The sequence below is a fragment of the Amphritea sp. HPY genome, assembly GCF_050870985.1.
Classification (GTDB): Bacteria; Pseudomonadota; Gammaproteobacteria; order Pseudomonadales; family Balneatricaceae; genus Amphritea.
The window spans coordinates 3143903-3158919 of sequence record NZ_CP194015.1 but is presented as its reverse complement, the minus strand read 5'-3'; the positions used below and the strand labels follow the sequence as shown (position 1 = coordinate 3158919).

At 45.3% G+C, this 15017-nt stretch carries 9 protein-coding genes; 2 read left to right on the top strand and 7 right to left on the bottom strand.

Going from position 1 to position 15017, the window contains the following annotated elements:
* Positions 1-16: 16 nt before the first annotated feature.
* The 6 genes from ACQUQM_RS14005 to ACQUQM_RS13980 all read right to left on the bottom strand — a co-directional run bounded on the left by ACQUQM_RS14005 (position 17) and on the right by ACQUQM_RS13980 (position 10213).
* Positions 17-1042 carry an ABC transporter permease gene (locus ACQUQM_RS14005; RefSeq protein WP_432470514.1) on the bottom strand — a complete coding sequence of 342 codons (1026 nt, stop codon included), beginning with the start codon at positions 1040-1042 and terminating at the stop codon, positions 17-19.
* Complete coding sequence (locus tag ACQUQM_RS14000) at positions 1042-2631, bottom strand: sugar ABC transporter ATP-binding protein (RefSeq protein WP_432470513.1); 1590 nt, start codon at positions 2629-2631, stop codon at positions 1042-1044. The genes ACQUQM_RS14005 and ACQUQM_RS14000 overlap by 1 nt, the downstream gene beginning before the upstream one ends.
* A 17-nt stretch (positions 2632-2648) precedes the next feature.
* Entirely contained in the window at positions 2649-3743 is a 1095-nt protein-coding gene (gene torT, locus ACQUQM_RS13995) for a TMAO reductase system periplasmic protein TorT (protein ID WP_432470512.1), read from the bottom strand.
* Between the two features lie 543 nt (positions 3744-4286).
* Entirely contained in the window at positions 4287-5654 is a 1368-nt protein-coding gene (locus tag ACQUQM_RS13990; RefSeq protein ID WP_432470511.1) for a purine-cytosine permease family protein, read from the bottom strand.
* A 609-nt stretch (positions 5655-6263) separates the two neighbouring features.
* Positions 6264-9701, bottom strand: coding sequence for an adenylate/guanylate cyclase domain-containing protein (locus tag ACQUQM_RS13985; protein ID WP_432470510.1), 3438 nt, complete (start codon positions 9699-9701; stop codon positions 6264-6266).
* A gap of 326 nt (positions 9702-10027) precedes the next feature.
* Positions 10028-10213: a hypothetical protein gene (locus ACQUQM_RS13980; RefSeq protein WP_432470509.1), complete on the bottom strand. Its 186-nt coding sequence runs from the start codon at positions 10211-10213 to the stop codon at positions 10028-10030.
* A gap of 244 nt (positions 10214-10457) precedes the next feature.
* Between ACQUQM_RS13980 and ACQUQM_RS13975 the strand changes: the two genes are divergently transcribed.
* Together ACQUQM_RS13975 and ACQUQM_RS13970 are read left to right on the top strand one after the other, a co-directional pair.
* Positions 10458-10745, top strand: coding sequence for a type II toxin-antitoxin system RelE/ParE family toxin (locus ACQUQM_RS13975; RefSeq protein WP_432470508.1), 288 nt, complete (start codon positions 10458-10460; stop codon positions 10743-10745).
* An 11-nt stretch (positions 10746-10756) separates the two neighbouring features.
* Positions 10757-11074 carry a HigA family addiction module antitoxin gene (locus ACQUQM_RS13970; RefSeq protein WP_432470507.1) on the top strand — a complete coding sequence of 106 codons (318 nt, stop codon included), beginning with the start codon at positions 10757-10759 and terminating at the stop codon, positions 11072-11074.
* Positions 11075-11434: 360 nt separating this feature from the next.
* Here ACQUQM_RS13970 and gcvP read toward each other — a convergent pair whose 3' ends face one another.
* Positions 11435-14341, bottom strand: coding sequence for an aminomethyl-transferring glycine dehydrogenase (gene gcvP / locus ACQUQM_RS13965; protein WP_432470506.1), 2907 nt, complete (start codon positions 14339-14341; stop codon positions 11435-11437).
* Positions 14342-15017: the final 676 nt, after the last annotated feature.

Below are 15017 nucleotides of genomic sequence, written 5' to 3'. Positions count from 1 at the left end.
CCCGATAAAGCGTGTGCTAGTCTTGTAAATTGGCCATAACCTTTAAACGAACCTGGTCGGCAATTACTGCAACAATTAGTAATAAACCAATAACGACTGTCTGAAGGTAGGATTCAATTCTGGCTAAATTCATGCCGTTAGTTATCAGACCGATGAACAGAGCGCCCAGAACTACGTTTTCTATCCGACCAACTCCGCCTCTGAGGCTCACGCCGGCTATGACGCATGCAGCAATTGATTCCAGAGGAAAGCTTGAACCGATATTAGCTTCACCAGTATCGAGTCGGGCTGTAAGAAGAATTCCGCATACTGCAGCAGCTGCACCACTAATTACATAGGCAAGCATCAGCATTTTCTGTGTGTTGATACCTGACAGTTGGGCTGCTTTTAAATTGCCACCGACAGCATAAAAATAGCGGCCTTTTCTGGTCCAGTTAGCAAGGACAGTAAGTACGATAACGGATAAGAAACAGACCCAAATAGGAGAGGGAATTCCTAAGAGCTGACCAAAGCCAAATATGTCTGAGAATTCTGCGGGCATACCGTAAACGGGAGTACCTCCGGTCATGTATAGTGCGATACCAAAACCTACGGAAGACATACCCAGAGTCATCATAAAAGGGTTGACGTTAAAAACAGAAACACCAAGACCATTGATAAAGCCAATTGCAATGCCTGCAGCAATGCCTGCGATAATGCCGATGCTAATTGCCAGCATGACTGATTCGGGATAAATGCTATAAACACCCGCCATAACAGTTGCACCGACAACTGAGGTTATAGCTACAATCGTACCTACAGACAGATCAAAGCCACCGGTAAGCAAAGCAAACATTTGCCCCATTGCTACTAACATCAGATAGCTGGATTGTCTGAGAACATTCATCATGTTTCTTCCAGTCAAAAAGTTATCTGAGAGAAAAGCAAAAATTGCGATTGCTAGTACTAAGAGAAACGGCAGAACGCCTAAACGCACGAAAGCGACTTTAAACCAATATAAAATAGTCTTAGATTCTTGTTGTGTTTCTGTAAGGGTGCTCATTATTGCTCCTCCCGCTCAAAGAAATGTTTGAGAAGATTTTGTTCAGTGATGTCATCGCCTTGTAATTCAGCTTTCAGTTCGCCTCGGTACATAACGTATGCTCGGTTAGAGAGATGAATGACTTCAGGAAGATCTGAAGATATGAGTACAACTGCTGCGCCTGATTCACATAACTCAGCAATGAATTTATATATTTCGGTTCTGGTACCTACGTCGACGCCAACAGTCGGCTCGTCAAATACATAGAGTTTGACGTCGCGAGTAAGACATTTAGCCAAAAGAACTTTTTGTTGGTTACCGCCTGAAAAGTGTTCTACTTCCCGTTCGATATTCATCGGATGAAGCTGTAGCTTTGTCGCCAAAGCTTTTGCCGAAACCAATTCTTTATAGCGTCTTAAAAAAGGACCAGCCGAGAAGGCTTTTCTATCAAGTGAGGGCAGAGTCATGTTTTCTCTGCAGCTCCGAATCATTGCCAGGCCCTCGTTCTTTCGGTCAGGCGGATTATAGAAAAAGCCACGATCAAGCATTTTCTTTGGTCCGAAGCCGGTTACGTTCTCTCCCTTGAAGATAACGTAGCCTTCTGAGATATCATGTAAACCAAAGCAAGATCTTAAAAGCTCAGACTTGCCTGAACCGACCAAGCCTGCCAGGCCAACAATTTCTCCTTCCCTGACTTCTATGGATACGTCTTTGAGATTTCCATCTGTTGTAGATAGATTTCCGACTTCAAGAATAAGGTCCTGAGGATTAAATTTGACCGTTGGAAATACCTTATCAATGACCCTGCCAGTCATAAGTGTTAGCAGTTCATCTTCAGATGTTTCCTGAGCTTTTACAGTCGTGATGTATTTACCATCACGAAGAATGGTAATACGGTCTCCTATTTTCTTTATCTCACTCATCCTATGAGTGATATAAATAATTCCCACACCTTTTTCTCTAAGTTGGGTTACCAGTTCGAATAGTCGATTTGTTTCCTTCTCAGTAAGAGATGCGGTAGGTTCATCCAGAATTAAAATCGAAAGGTCTGATCGAAACGCTTTAGCTATTTCAACCATTTGTTGCTGCGCTCTTCCCAGATACTCTACTTTTGAGTTTGGCTCGAGTTCAAAGCCAAGGCGATCAAGTATCTCTTTCGCTTTACGATTATTCTCTTTCTTGTCCAGAATTCCATAATTCTGAACTTCTGTGCCTAAGAAAAGATTCTGCGCAACTGTGAGCTGGGGAACCAAAGAAAACTCCTGAAACACTGCGCTGATACCAAGATCGCGTGCTTCATGTACAGAGTTGAGAATGGTTGGTTCGCCCTTAAAAAGGATTTGCCCCTCAGTAGGGTGCTGTACCCCTGCAATAGTCGAAATTAATGTAGATTTGCCGGCCCCATTTTCACCAAACAGGATATGTACTTCGCCAGGCATAACAGTTAGTTGCATATCTTGAAGCGCTGTTACGCCAGGGTATCGTTTTGTAATGTTCTTGAGTTCAAGAAGAGGCTGCACATCTTTAGCGTGCAACTTGGTTACCTCTTCCCTGGCATTGACTGCCACAGGAACATCACCAACGGCAATATGAGCTTGTTGAGTAGCCATCAGTGCAGCCTCCTGACTTACTTAACCTGGAATGTAGGTTTGAAGCTTTGCGGGGCAAGTGCTGCAGTATCATCAAAAGAATTTACGTTCTTTTTATCAATTACAGCCAGAATAGGGCCAACATGCTTGTCATATTCTTTGCCTTCAAGAATTCGAACGGCCTGGTCAATGGCAATTCGACCTTGAATCACTGTCGAGTCAGTTGGAGCTGCAAGGATTTGTCCTCGCTTAATACCACGGTGAACACCAGGCGTGTAGTAATAGGACATTACTTTCACATCGTCAGTGAGATCGCGGGAACGAAGTAGCAGAACAGCAGCCTCGGCAGTAACAGCGGTACCGACAATGTAATTAAGGTCTGGGTGTGCTTCTAATGTGTCTTCAACAAGCTTAAGTTGTACTTCTTTACCAGTGTCACCGTATTTAGTTTCAACAAGTTCAATAGCACTGTCAGCAATTGCATCCTGGAAGCCTTTGTTACCTGCTTCGACCCAACCTGCACCAGGGGGGCCAGGGAACCAGCCTACTTTTACTTTTTCGCTACCTTTAGGATGGATGCTTGCCAGATACTCACCAGCCTTGTAGCCCATCTCACCGAATGAGACGAGTGACTTAGCAGAGATATCCGCTGATGAAACTCCATTAATAATGTCAATGACAGGAATGTTGTTGCTTTTAGCTTCCTCTATGACGTTGTTTAAGCCTTCATAGGATATTGCGCCAACTACAACAGCGTCAGCACCACTTGAAATACAATCTTCAATTTGAGAAATCTGATTGCTCAGGTTGGTGTAACCTCCAGCTTCAACCAGCTGCATCTGAACACCCAGGCGTTCAGCTTCAGATGCTACCCCATAGTTTACGGCAGTCCAGTATGCGTCTTTCATATGCGGAAATGATACGCATATGTCCCAGGCTTTCTCTGCTTTAGCCAGAGGAGCGTATGCCTTTTGAGTGCGAGGGCTGGCCATATCAAAAGCGGGTTCCCAGACCTCTACATTGTATGGATACCAGTTATCTGCCTGAACTGAACCAGCAAAGAGCATACAGCTAGCAGCAAGCGCGATAGTGTTTTTGAGTTTAAACGCAGGAAGTTTATTGCGTGAGTTCATCAGTGATGCCTCCAAGTTTTTTGTTTTTGTAATCTTGCTTGAGTAGGACTCAGTCAAAGTATGTAGGGGGAGGCCAGATAAATAAATTTCTATTTTTAATGCTGTGAATTCGGAAAAACCAAATCAACAATTGTATTGGCAAGGAGCACTAATTGGACTGCGCGCTAAAAGGAGAAATAAAATTTTGATAATTTATTTGTACACAATGAAATATGTATGTGTTTCATAGTGTTGAGTTGTTTTATTTGTGGTTTTTTGCTGAATTTTTATTTCGGTAAAATAGTCAAATGACTGCTTTATTTGATACTAGGTGTCTTGAGTAGACGATCAGAATATTTTAAATAATAATTTTTTTATATTTATTTAGCAGTTGATTTGTCTTGATAGGTTTATTATCAATATTTTAAATTCTTCCGTAGACTTATTGTAAAAGCAGTCAGTGGTTTTTCCCCCGACATATAGGACACCTTTACTACAAAGCTAAGGCTTAATAGCCAGAGAAAAAAAAGGGCCTCATTAGAGGCCCCTTGTTATGAGTTGTGCTTACTCTGCTTGTACTTTTTGCTCCTTAACGAACCAGTGATGTTTTGCGCTATTGAGAAGCATCAGATAAACGCAAAATGAGATCAAAAAAGTCAATGGAGCTGAGAAAAGTGCAAGGGAATCATTGCCATAATTCAGCACTACGATTCCGATACCAGCACCTGCAAACCATGAAACCAGTCCGCAGGGATTGAACGAGGTTACTTTGTTCCGATCACACTCGATTTTGCCGTCGAACATTTGGTCATATTTGGGTGAGAAGATATGTGCTAAAGCAATTGCAACCCAGGCAACGACAAAAATACCCTGATAAGCCAGAGCCTGTAAAATAAAGCTAAACACATCCATCAGCATCAGTGCGTAAACGACACCGCCAACAACTATTGCCCAGGCAAAGCGTGGGACGTTATTGATGCCAAACTTTTCAAAGAAAGCTTGCATATTTTCAGCTGCCAGGTAGAAGTTGGCAGTATTGATCCGTGTTTGACTTACCCATACAAACAAAAGCCCCCAAAAGCCCATTAGTTTCAAAATGGCCAATACAACTGAGACTTCAGAAAGTCCACCCTCAGTTGGTATGGTTGCTGCGAGGAATATACCGACTACGCCATTAACCATGAAGGTGAAGAGATAGAAAGGCATACCGAAATTTACTTTCGCATGAAACTCCGAATCGTCTTCGCGTCCAAACCTGGCGTAATCCCATGTGTACATCATTAATATCCATACACCCATGAAGTATGTGAAGCAGTTCCACCAGCCATTCTCAGGATTCCCGCCTTCAGGCCCCATATTCAGCCAGGCATCGCTGTACCCAAACTCATTAATTGAAACGGCAACAGCTGCGATTAAACCAAGAATGTAGAATGGAAGTAGTACTCCGTTAAACTTGTCCAGCCAGTTCTGTACACTGCCAAAAACTAGTGGAACGCTGTATAAAACGACAATCAGATACGCCATTTCAATACTCAGGGATGGGAAGTATGCCTGAATTGCTACTGCAATTACTGATCCTTCAAATACACAGTAGTAAATCGCTGTAGCAAAGAAGATCAAAGTAGCGAGGCTTGCGCCTATCCTGCCAAAAAGCACTCTGGAGAAAACTGCTACTGATAGCCCCGTTTTTATTGCATAGCGTGTAATTACTGCGTTGACCAGTCCGTAAGTGACGACGGATAGGGCCAGACCGATTAAAGCGTTAACCGTACCAAAGTTCATTGCCAGCGTAGCGGCAACTACCAACCAAAACATTGCACTACAAATTGCCCACCAAGCCATGCTTAGAGAGCCTTTATTCATTCTCTCATCTGATGGTATCGTGTGCTGAGGAATGTTATCAGCACTGCCATTATTAATTTTGCCAGCCATAATCTCTCTCTTCTTATTAGATGTTTGTACGAATCAAAATTTTTACTTAAGAGCTTCAAACTTCTTAGGCTTACATTTGAATCCACTGAATTAACTCAAAGGAATTCCAGTCGACTGAGTATGGCTGATGGAAGTGAATGATTAAATTTCTATTTATTTGTTCTGGAATTCTGTTTTTCCGAACACCGTGTGGTGTTTGAATATCCAAATGTAATTGCTTGTATATTCTTATATATCCAGAGCATTCTTGTTGTGTAATTTATTTAAGGCGTTACGAATTGGCAGTTTTGCATTCTCTGTTCAATTTCGTAATAGCTGTGGGCTCAATGGATCTTCTGATCTATTCAAGCACCCTTAGCAACTCTTGGGCACAGTTGTTAATGCCCTGTACCTATAGAGATTTTATTGTGTTGTGAACAATAATTCGGTTCTCTATTGCCCGAGGCACTTTTTGTCGATTGTGCACTCTTTTGAGGCCTGAGTCGGGCCTATTTGGGGGAGCTTGCTCCCCCCGTTTTCTACCTGATAGCCTACAGCACAGGATCATTTTGGTATTGAAACACTCTGGAGGTATGTAGCAATGTCTGAAATTAGATATAAAGGAGGAGGCTATTGTTCAGATTGATAGTGAACGGTGTTTAGTTTTGCCAAAAGGGTACGAGCAACCATAGAATCTGAAGTACCACGACCTTCTTTCATATCATTGCAGAGACGGATTAAGTTTACTTGTGCCTCTTTCGTTTTCCCCTGGTGCATCCACAACCTACAAAGGCTTATGTTCGCTCGAAGTTCAAGTGATCTGGAGCTCTGTTGGCCAGCGATTACTATCGCTTTTTTCAAGCGATTTTCTAAATCGCTTACAAGTTCTATTTTTGTATTTGGGGCCGTACTGATAGATAAGTCTGCTTCAAGCTTAATGATTTCGCTGTCATATAGCCGCTCCTCATGAGCTACTTTTGTATCCCATTCTTGCGCCAATACTTGCATCCCTTTTGCTGCCTGACCTGACTGATTATAAGCGTCAGCTAATAGTGCTACGAAATGAGATTGCCAAAGGGCTGAACCTGTCTTCTTGTATGCTTCAAGTCCGCTCAATATTCCAACAATTCCCTCGTCGTATTGTTTCTGTTCAGCAAGGGCTGCTCCCTGCAAAATCTTAGCCCAGGCACTCCAATACGAATAGCCATGTTCAATTGCAAGAGAAAAAGCTGCTTCAGCTAATTCCTGAGCTTGTTTCCCTTCGCCACGATGGATATGAAGTTCTGCAGCGAGAACGTAAGCGTGTGTGATAGCAAATGGAAAGCCAAGTTTTTGTGCCAGTGAGTTAGCTTCTTTGACCTTTTTCAATGCTTGATCCGGGTAGCCAAGGTGCCATAAAGCCCATGCTAAATACCCCATACTGAATACACCAGGCTCCAATCCGTAGAGTAAAATGTGGGACCTGTGCTTAGCAGGGTTATAAATGGATACTACCCGCTCCAGATGCTCACGAGCCAACCCGAGTTCACCTAATGGTAAACACGTAGAGCCCATCGCTCTGTGTGCTTCCATCAAAAGAGATTCATTATGTTCATCCTGCGCTAGCTGTATAAGCCTTACTGAAAGCTCACGCGCCTGAAGCAGTTCTCCCCTTACTTGATGAAAATTTCTTAGTCCAAGTAATATTCGAAATAGTTGGTCATTATTGCCTACTTTTCGACATAGATTTAAAGCATGAGTTAAAGTGTCTTTTACTATCCTTGCTGCATAACCCTGAGATTCCACCTGAGCTGTTGCCATGCTCAGTTTTATTGCCAGTTCCTGTTGTTCTTGCTTGCTGCAATAAGGCATGCATCGGTTTAACTCTAAAGCAGCATTGAAGTGACGAATTGCCTCTATGGTGGTCGACTGCTTCATGGCTTGCTGTCCTGCCTCATAGAGATACATTATTGCTTTTTCTTTATTACCACTACATTGATAATGGTAGGCCAGTTGTTTAAAGTAGTTTTCCAGCCGACCCTCAAACAATATCTCTATTGCCGCAGCGATTCGCTCATGGAGTAGTTTAAGCTTTTTTTTAAGCATTGAGCCATAAGCTACTTCTTGGATAAGGGCATGCTTAAATGTATATTCAATCTCAGGAAAGGCCAATCTCTGGTATATGAACTCACCTGTTTGAAGGTTGTAAAGTAGCTCCTGTAATCTATCCGAATTTTCATTTACTACTTTCTTAACTAAACTCCAGGAAAAGGACTTTCCAATCACAGACAGTACTTGAAGTAACTCTTTCTCATCTTGTTGTAGCCGGTCTATGCGTGAGCATAAAACGCCTTGTACGGTAGTGGGTATATGAAGTCTATCTATCTCTTTCGTCAGGTGGTAATGACCTCGCACACCCTCTAGGATATGCTCTTCATGTAAGCCCTGAATGACTTCTTCCAGAAAGAACGGATTTCCTTCAGTTTCCTCCATCAAACGCGATTTAATCGAAACTAACGATTTGTCATTGCCCAACAGAGTATCCAGCAATTCAGTTGATTCAATCTCGTTAAATGAATGGAGCCGAATTTGGCTAAAGTGCAAGCTGTGGCACCATTTAGGCAGGTACTCAGGGCGATAATTTACTAGCATCAAAATATGAGTGTGCTGTATACCATCAGCTAAATAACGGAAAAATAATTCAGTTTCATTATCAATCCAATGTAAGTCCTCAAATATTAGAATGATTGGTTGCTTCAAGTTCTCATGTACGAATAATTTCTTAATTGATTCAAAGATGCGCAATCGTCTTAGATCCGAATTCATTTGAGCTAGTGTCAAACTAGGATCGTAAATTCCCAACAAATAGAAAAAATAGGGTAAGCAATCTTTTAGTTGTTTATCCAGGCCTAAGACTTTATCGGTGACCTTTTCAAGCTTTTGTTTCTCATCGTCCAGAGGCAAAATGTTGAAATAATGTTTTAATAACTTTATTAGTGGAAGATACGCGTATGCCTTACCATAAGAAACAGAAAAGGCTTCTAACTGCAGGCATTCAGACTGAAATAACTGTTTAAATTCGTGAAATAGCCTGGATTTTCCGACACCAGCCTCTCCTACTACAGCAATAACCTGTCCGCCAGAATCCTTTGTTTTTTTAAAGGCTTTAGTGAGTGCTGTTAACTCCGACTGGCGTCCAACAAATCTAACCAGTCCGCTTTTTGCAGCGACTTGCAGTCGGGTTTGAAATGGCCTGCTTTCCAACACCTCATATGCATTAATAAGCTTAGCAACTCCTTTTAATCGCTTCTTTCCTAATGACTTGAATGTAAAAAAACCCAAAGCCAGCTTATACGTATCCTCGCTGACAACAATTGACCCCGGTGAAGCTATACTTTCTAGCCGCGATGCTAGGTTTATTGAATGTCCTATCGGTTCATAGTCAACGTGCAGGTCTTCTGTACGAACAGACCTTACTGCCACTGTTCCGGTATGAATACCTATGCGAACTTGCAGTAATACCCCTTTATCGTTATAAAATTTGTCAGCGTAATTTTGGATGGTTTGCTGAATACGCAGCGCAGCAAAGAGTGCTCTTTGAGGGTGATCCTCGTGACCGATTGGAACCCCAAACAGCGCTAGAATCCCATCACCAAGAGTCTTGGCTACATAGCCTTCGTAGTGATGTACAGATTCCATCATTAGGGCTATAACAGGGTCAATCAGGTGACAAGCATCTTCCGGATCAAGGTTGTTAACTAATTCAGTGGAGTCGACTAAGTCGGCAAAGAGTGCAGTGATGACCTTACGTTCTCCTTGCGCTCCTTTCACCGTCTTATCGTCTTTGTGTTCAGCCAGGATTCGTTCGACTAAATGTCGGGGTGTGTAGTCTATAGGTGCCAGGCCTTCCGCTCGCGGGATATCAATCTCAATCCGTTCGGATAATTTAGAACCGCAAGCATCGCAGAAGTTTGCTGTTGCTTGCATATTTTGCCCACAATTTGGACAGGACTTAGTCAGCTCAGCTCCACAATCAAAGCAAAATTTAGCACCAGCCTGGTTTTTTACTCCACAGGATTCGCAACGCATTGACTCGACAACATAATTTAGTAACGAATTAATAAATGATCAAAACTGCAGGTTCTTTCTTAAGGACCAAGTTTTCGTGGTCATACATTAATAGCATAGTGCATTGGAATCATGATTGAGGTGCTGCTGCCGTATCTGTGGGGTAAGGTTAGAGTTGTTTTGGATTCACTTAGCGGATCGAGCGTTGATGTCGACTCGGGGTCAAAGGCAACCATATAAATTTCTATACGACTCATTCAGGTGCTCAGCCTAAAAACGCAAAACGGGCCGATTGGCCCGTTGGATTTTCTAGTAAGTCACAAACTTAGTTATAGTCACAAGCTTCATTACTTACTGACAAAAAAATACTCTTCCGTGTAGCTCTCAATCAAAGGGCAGGCACAGAACAGGTTCCTGTCGCCGTAGACGTTGTCGATACGGTTTACGGTTGGCCAGTTGTTAGCTTTTACCGAATCAAGCGGGAAGGCTCCCAGTACCTGAGTGTACTGACGATCCCATTTCGGATCGATCATGTCTTCCAGTGTATGAGGTGCGCCTTTCTGCGGGCACAGGTCGATGATGCACTAGTGGGCCACTTTATCGTTACGGCCGGTGTAGAGTACCTGATAATACGATCCTATAAGAAAACCGGTAAGTATTAATGCAGAAAGTCAGCTCTAAACTGTATTTTAAGTAGGTTAAATGCCTCGCAGGTTTGAGGGCTGATACTTTATGTCCTAAAGTGTATCGTGTATCGTTACAGGCTGCAGTTGTATTATGATTGAATCATTCAAGGATGAGTGGCTGTCTGATTATTATTGGCAGGCTGTTAAACATCGACAAATACAGGCAGCAATAGAACGTAGCTTAAAGCGCAAGCTTGATATCATTCATGTTGCCTGTGCCGAGTGCGACTTTCGATCTCCACCGGGTAACAGGTTTGAGCATCTAAGTGGCAACCTGGCCGGATGGTGCTCTATTCGCGTCAATAAACAATATCGACTGATATTTAAATGGGATGCGGGCAAGGCGATGGATGTATACCTTGATCCGCACAAGTATTAATGAGGTGGGCTATGACTACTGAATTTCGTATACCAGGGCATGAACCAACCAGTGTTGGCGTGATGTTAAAAGAGGAGTTTTTGGAGCCTCTGAATATAACTCAGGGCCAGCTGGCTAAGGCAATGGGGGTTGGCCGCAAAACCGTGAACGAGTTATGTGGTAACAAGCGTGCTATAACAGTAGAGACTGCTTTTTTGCTAGCCAAAGTGTTGGGCACTACGCCTGAGTTCTGGATTAACCTACAGATTATTAACAACATTTGGGGCACACAGCACAGCGAGAAAATGCAGCATATGCTAGACAACGCTACAGTGTTGGTTGCCGCCTGATTGCCTGATACTTATGAATCGCGATGCCCAGAAGTGATTTATGGTTAGGCTACATTCATGCAAGCGCGCCTCCTTCCTGATTTTTTCCAGCAAGCCGCTTGATCCGGGGTTTTCTATACCCTCGTGATTCAAATTAATTAGTTCTGATTTAACTCAAATATCCGCAGTGTGTCGATAGCAGTCAAAACCTTTGTCAGGAACATCAGAGTTAAGGTCAAACATATAAGACCGCATTATGAACGGTCTTTCAGCTGCCTGCATCTATAGCTGAGATCAGCAACCTAATAAACAAAAAACGGGCCTAAGGCCCGTTTGCTGTATTCGCGTGATACATACTCAATTATTCAGTGACAACAATATTTATTCTTCCGCGTAGCTCTCAATCGAAGGGCAGGCACAGAACAAATTACGGTCGCCGTAGACGTTATCGATGCGGTTTACGGTTGGCCAGAACTTGTTGGCTTTTACCGAATCCAGCGGGAAGGCACCCAGTACCGGTGAGTACGGACGATCCCATTTCGGATCGATCAGATCTTCCAGCGTGTGCGGTGCGCCTTTCAGCGGGTTCTTATCGGCATCCAGTTTACCGGCTTCGACATCCTCGATCTCTTGTCGGATGGCGATCATCGCTTCAATAAAGCGATCGATCTCGGCCTTAGGCTCTGACTCAGTCGGTTCGATCATCAAGGTGCCGGCCACCGGAAAGGACATAGTCGGGGCGTGGAAGCCATAGTCCATCAGGCGCTTGGCGACGTCTTCTTCAGAGATGCCGGAGCTCTCTTTCAGCGGGCGCAGGTCGATGATGCACTCGTGGGCAACCTTGTCGTTACGGCCGGTATAGAGTACCGGGTAATACTCACCCAGCTTCTTAGTCAGGTAGTTGGCATTAAGGATCGCAACTTCGGTCGCCTTGCGCAGACCTGGCTGACCCATCAGGGCGATATACACCCAGGTGATCGGCAGGATGCTGGCGCTGCCCCATGGCGCGGCAGAAACAGCGCCGTTTTCAGGCTTAGGGCCTTCGATCTTCTGTACCGGATGGTTGGCAACAAAAGGTGCCAGGTGAGCCTTAATTCCGATCGGGCCCATACCCGGACCGCCGCCCCCGTGAGGGATGCAGAAGGTTTTGTGCAGGTTGAGGTGGGATACGTCGGCACCGATCTCGCCCGGCTGGCTGATCGCCACCTGAGCGTTCATGTTGGCGCCATCCATATACACCTGACCACCGTGCTGGTGGATGATCTCGCAGATCTCGCGGATGCTCTCTTCATAAACACCGTGGGTCGATGGGTAGGTGATCATCAGGCAGGACAAGTTGTCAGCATGTTGCTCGGCCTTGGCCCGCATGTCGTCCATATCGACGTTACCCTGATCATCGCAGCCGACGATAACCACTTTCATGTCTGCCAGTGCTGCCGACGCCGGGTTCGTACCGTGGGCGGAGCTTGGGATCAGACAGATGTTACGGTGATCATCGCCGTTGGCGATATGGTAGTTACGGATCGCCAGCAGGCCAGCGTATTCGCCCTGCGCACCGGAGTTAGGCTGCATGCATATCGCATCGAAACCGGTGATCGCTTTGAGCATATCTTCCAGTGAGTTGATCATTTCGCTGTAACCGGCGGCCTGATCGATCGGCGCAAACGGGTGCATGTTGCCGAACTCTGGCCAGCTGACCGGAATCATCTCGGCGGTGGCATTCAGCTTCATGGTGCATGAACCCAGCGCGATCATGGCGTGGGTCAGCGAGATATCTTTGTTTTCCAGCTGCTTCAGGTAACGCAGCATTTCGGTTTCACTGTGATGGGTGTTGAATACCGGATGGCTCAGAATCTCTGAGGTACGCACCAGTGCAGCCGGAATAGAGGCAGAACCGTTGGCAACCAATTCAGCATCAATCGCTGCCAGATCCAGGCCATGATCAGCGCCCAGAATTGCCTGCCACAGATCCAGAATTTCCTGGCGGCCGGTCTTCTCATCGCAGGTAATGCCCAACTGATCGGCGCCTACTTTACGCAGGTTGATACCTAGTGCCAATGCTGCATCATAGGTGGCATCACGCTTATCGCCCAGATTCAGGGTGATGGTATCGAACCAGTTGTCATTAACAAGTGTAATGTTTTTGGTTTTAAGGCCGGTAGCCAGAATATCCGCCATACGGTGAATGCGGCTGGCGATGGTTTTCAGGCCTTCAGGGCCGTGATAAGTAGCATAGAAACCGGCCATGTTGGCCAGCAGGACCTGTGCGGTACAGATGTTAGAGGTCGCTTTTTCGCGGCGAATATGTTGCTCGCGGGTCTGCATCGCCATGCGTAGCGCCTGATTACCGCGGCTATCGATGGATACGCCTATAATACGACCCGGCACGGAACGCTTGTAGGCATCGCGGGTAGCGAAGAATGCAGCGTGCGGGCCACCGTAGCCCATCGGTACACCGAAGCGCTGGGCGGAGCCGAATACCACATCGGCACCCAGTTCACCCGGAGACTTCAGCATCACCAGGCTCATAATATCGGCGCTGGCGCAGAACAGGGCTTTTTTAGCGTGGGTCTTTTCGATCAGTTCAGACAGGTCTTTAACATGGCCGTAGGTACCCGGATACTGGGCGATTACACCGAACGGATCGTGTTGTTCGATCAACTCGTCCAGATCACCAACAATGACTTCGTAACCCAGTGGTTCGGCACGGGTTTCGATAACACTGATGTTCTGAGGATGCAGGTTTTCGTCAACCAGGAAAATATCTGACTTACGCGCTTTAGCCATCCGCTTACACAGGGTCATCGCTTCGGCAGCGGCTGTGGACTCATCCAGCAGAGAGGCGTTGGCCAGATCCAGACCGGTAAGGTCGAGTATCATCTGCTGGTAGTTCAACAGCGCTTCGAGGCGGCCCTGAGCGACTTCCGGCTGGTAAGGCGTATAGGCGGTGTACCAGCCCGGATTTTCCAGCACATTACGCAGGATAACGTTCGGTACAATGGTGTCGGTGTAACCCATGCCGATCATGCTGCGGTTGACGACGTTCTTGCTGGCGATCTGCTTCAGTTCTGCCAGCACGTCTGCTTCGGTGCGGCTGTCGGCCAGATCGATTGGCTGCGCCAGTTGGATACTTTCCGGTACGGTCTGCTCGATCAGCTGATCGAGTGATTCGAGCCCCAGTTCAGCCAGCATTGCCTGCTGTTCTGCAGCGTTAGGGCCTATATGACGGCCTATAAATGCATCAGTCTGTTCCAGCTGTGCCAGGGAACGGTTGTTATCTGCGCTCATGGTGTGTGTCCTGCGTAGATCGATAGAATTGTAAGTTGGTTGCCTGTAAAGCTTGTGGGGTCTTAGATGCCCCTTATATTGGTCGCGTATCATACAGCTTTTTTGTTTCCTGCTGTATTAAAAAAAGGTCGGTAATTCACTATATGAAACAGCGTTTTATCATGCTTTAGTCGCTCTTCAGTCCTCTATTTGGCAAATAAGGGGGAGATTTCGTGCTTTTTAACCCTATTTCAGGTTTCAACTCAGTTACTACTTGTCGGAGTCCTGCCCTGATAGGGGTAGGTGCGACAACGTGTCGCATCCCAATCTCAGATTTTATAAATATAATGGTTGCAGGTCTGTTTCAGAGCCTCAGGGTAGCGCAGGTTATGACAGTACTTTTCTGAATGAGAAGTTACGACCGCCATTTTCTCTCTTTTAAGGTCTGCTGGATTCGTCCTTCAAAGATCTCCACAGCCGGGTCATATGACCCGGTTTTTTTATGTCTGAAAAAAGTTCGCCAGCCCACACTATTAAGCTCTGCATGAACACGCTGTGTAATACTCGGATTTGTTTTTCATGAGCCGTTTTTCAGCTCTTTCCTGGTCACTATTCAGAAGCTAAAGGGACTTATTTCAGAGTGTGCGGCCTGTTCTGGTATTGACTAAGATCACTCATTTTTCGCTTTCCTGCCCCA

What these genes read in the sequence shown, in the direction of transcription:
- ACQUQM_RS14005 (WP_432470514.1), bottom strand. Translation starts at nt 1,042, where the DNA reads ATGAGCACCCTTACAGAAACACAACAAGAATCTAAGACTATTTTATAT.
- ACQUQM_RS14000 (WP_432470513.1), bottom strand. Translation starts at nt 2,631, where the DNA reads ATGGCTACTCAACAAGCTCATATTGCCGTTGGTGATGTTCCTGTGGCA.
- torT (WP_432470512.1), bottom strand. Translation starts at nt 3,743, where the DNA reads ATGAACTCACGCAATAAACTTCCTGCGTTTAAACTCAAAAACACTATC.
- ACQUQM_RS13990 (WP_432470511.1), bottom strand. Translation starts at nt 5,654, where the DNA reads ATGGCTGGCAAAATTAATAATGGCAGTGCTGATAACATTCCTCAGCAC.
- ACQUQM_RS13985 (WP_432470510.1), bottom strand. Translation starts at nt 9,701, where the DNA reads ATGCGTTGCGAATCCTGTGGAGTAAAAAACCAGGCTGGTGCTAAATTT.
- ACQUQM_RS13980 (WP_432470509.1), bottom strand. Translation starts at nt 10,213, where the DNA reads ATGATCGATCCGAAATGGGATCGTCAGTACACTCAGGTACTGGGAGCC.
- ACQUQM_RS13975 (WP_432470508.1), top strand. Translation starts at nt 10,458, where the DNA reads ATGATTGAATCATTCAAGGATGAGTGGCTGTCTGATTATTATTGGCAG.
- ACQUQM_RS13970 (WP_432470507.1), top strand. Translation starts at nt 10,757, where the DNA reads ATGACTACTGAATTTCGTATACCAGGGCATGAACCAACCAGTGTTGGC.
- gcvP (WP_432470506.1), bottom strand. Translation starts at nt 14,341, where the DNA reads ATGAGCGCAGATAACAACCGTTCCCTGGCACAGCTGGAACAGACTGAT.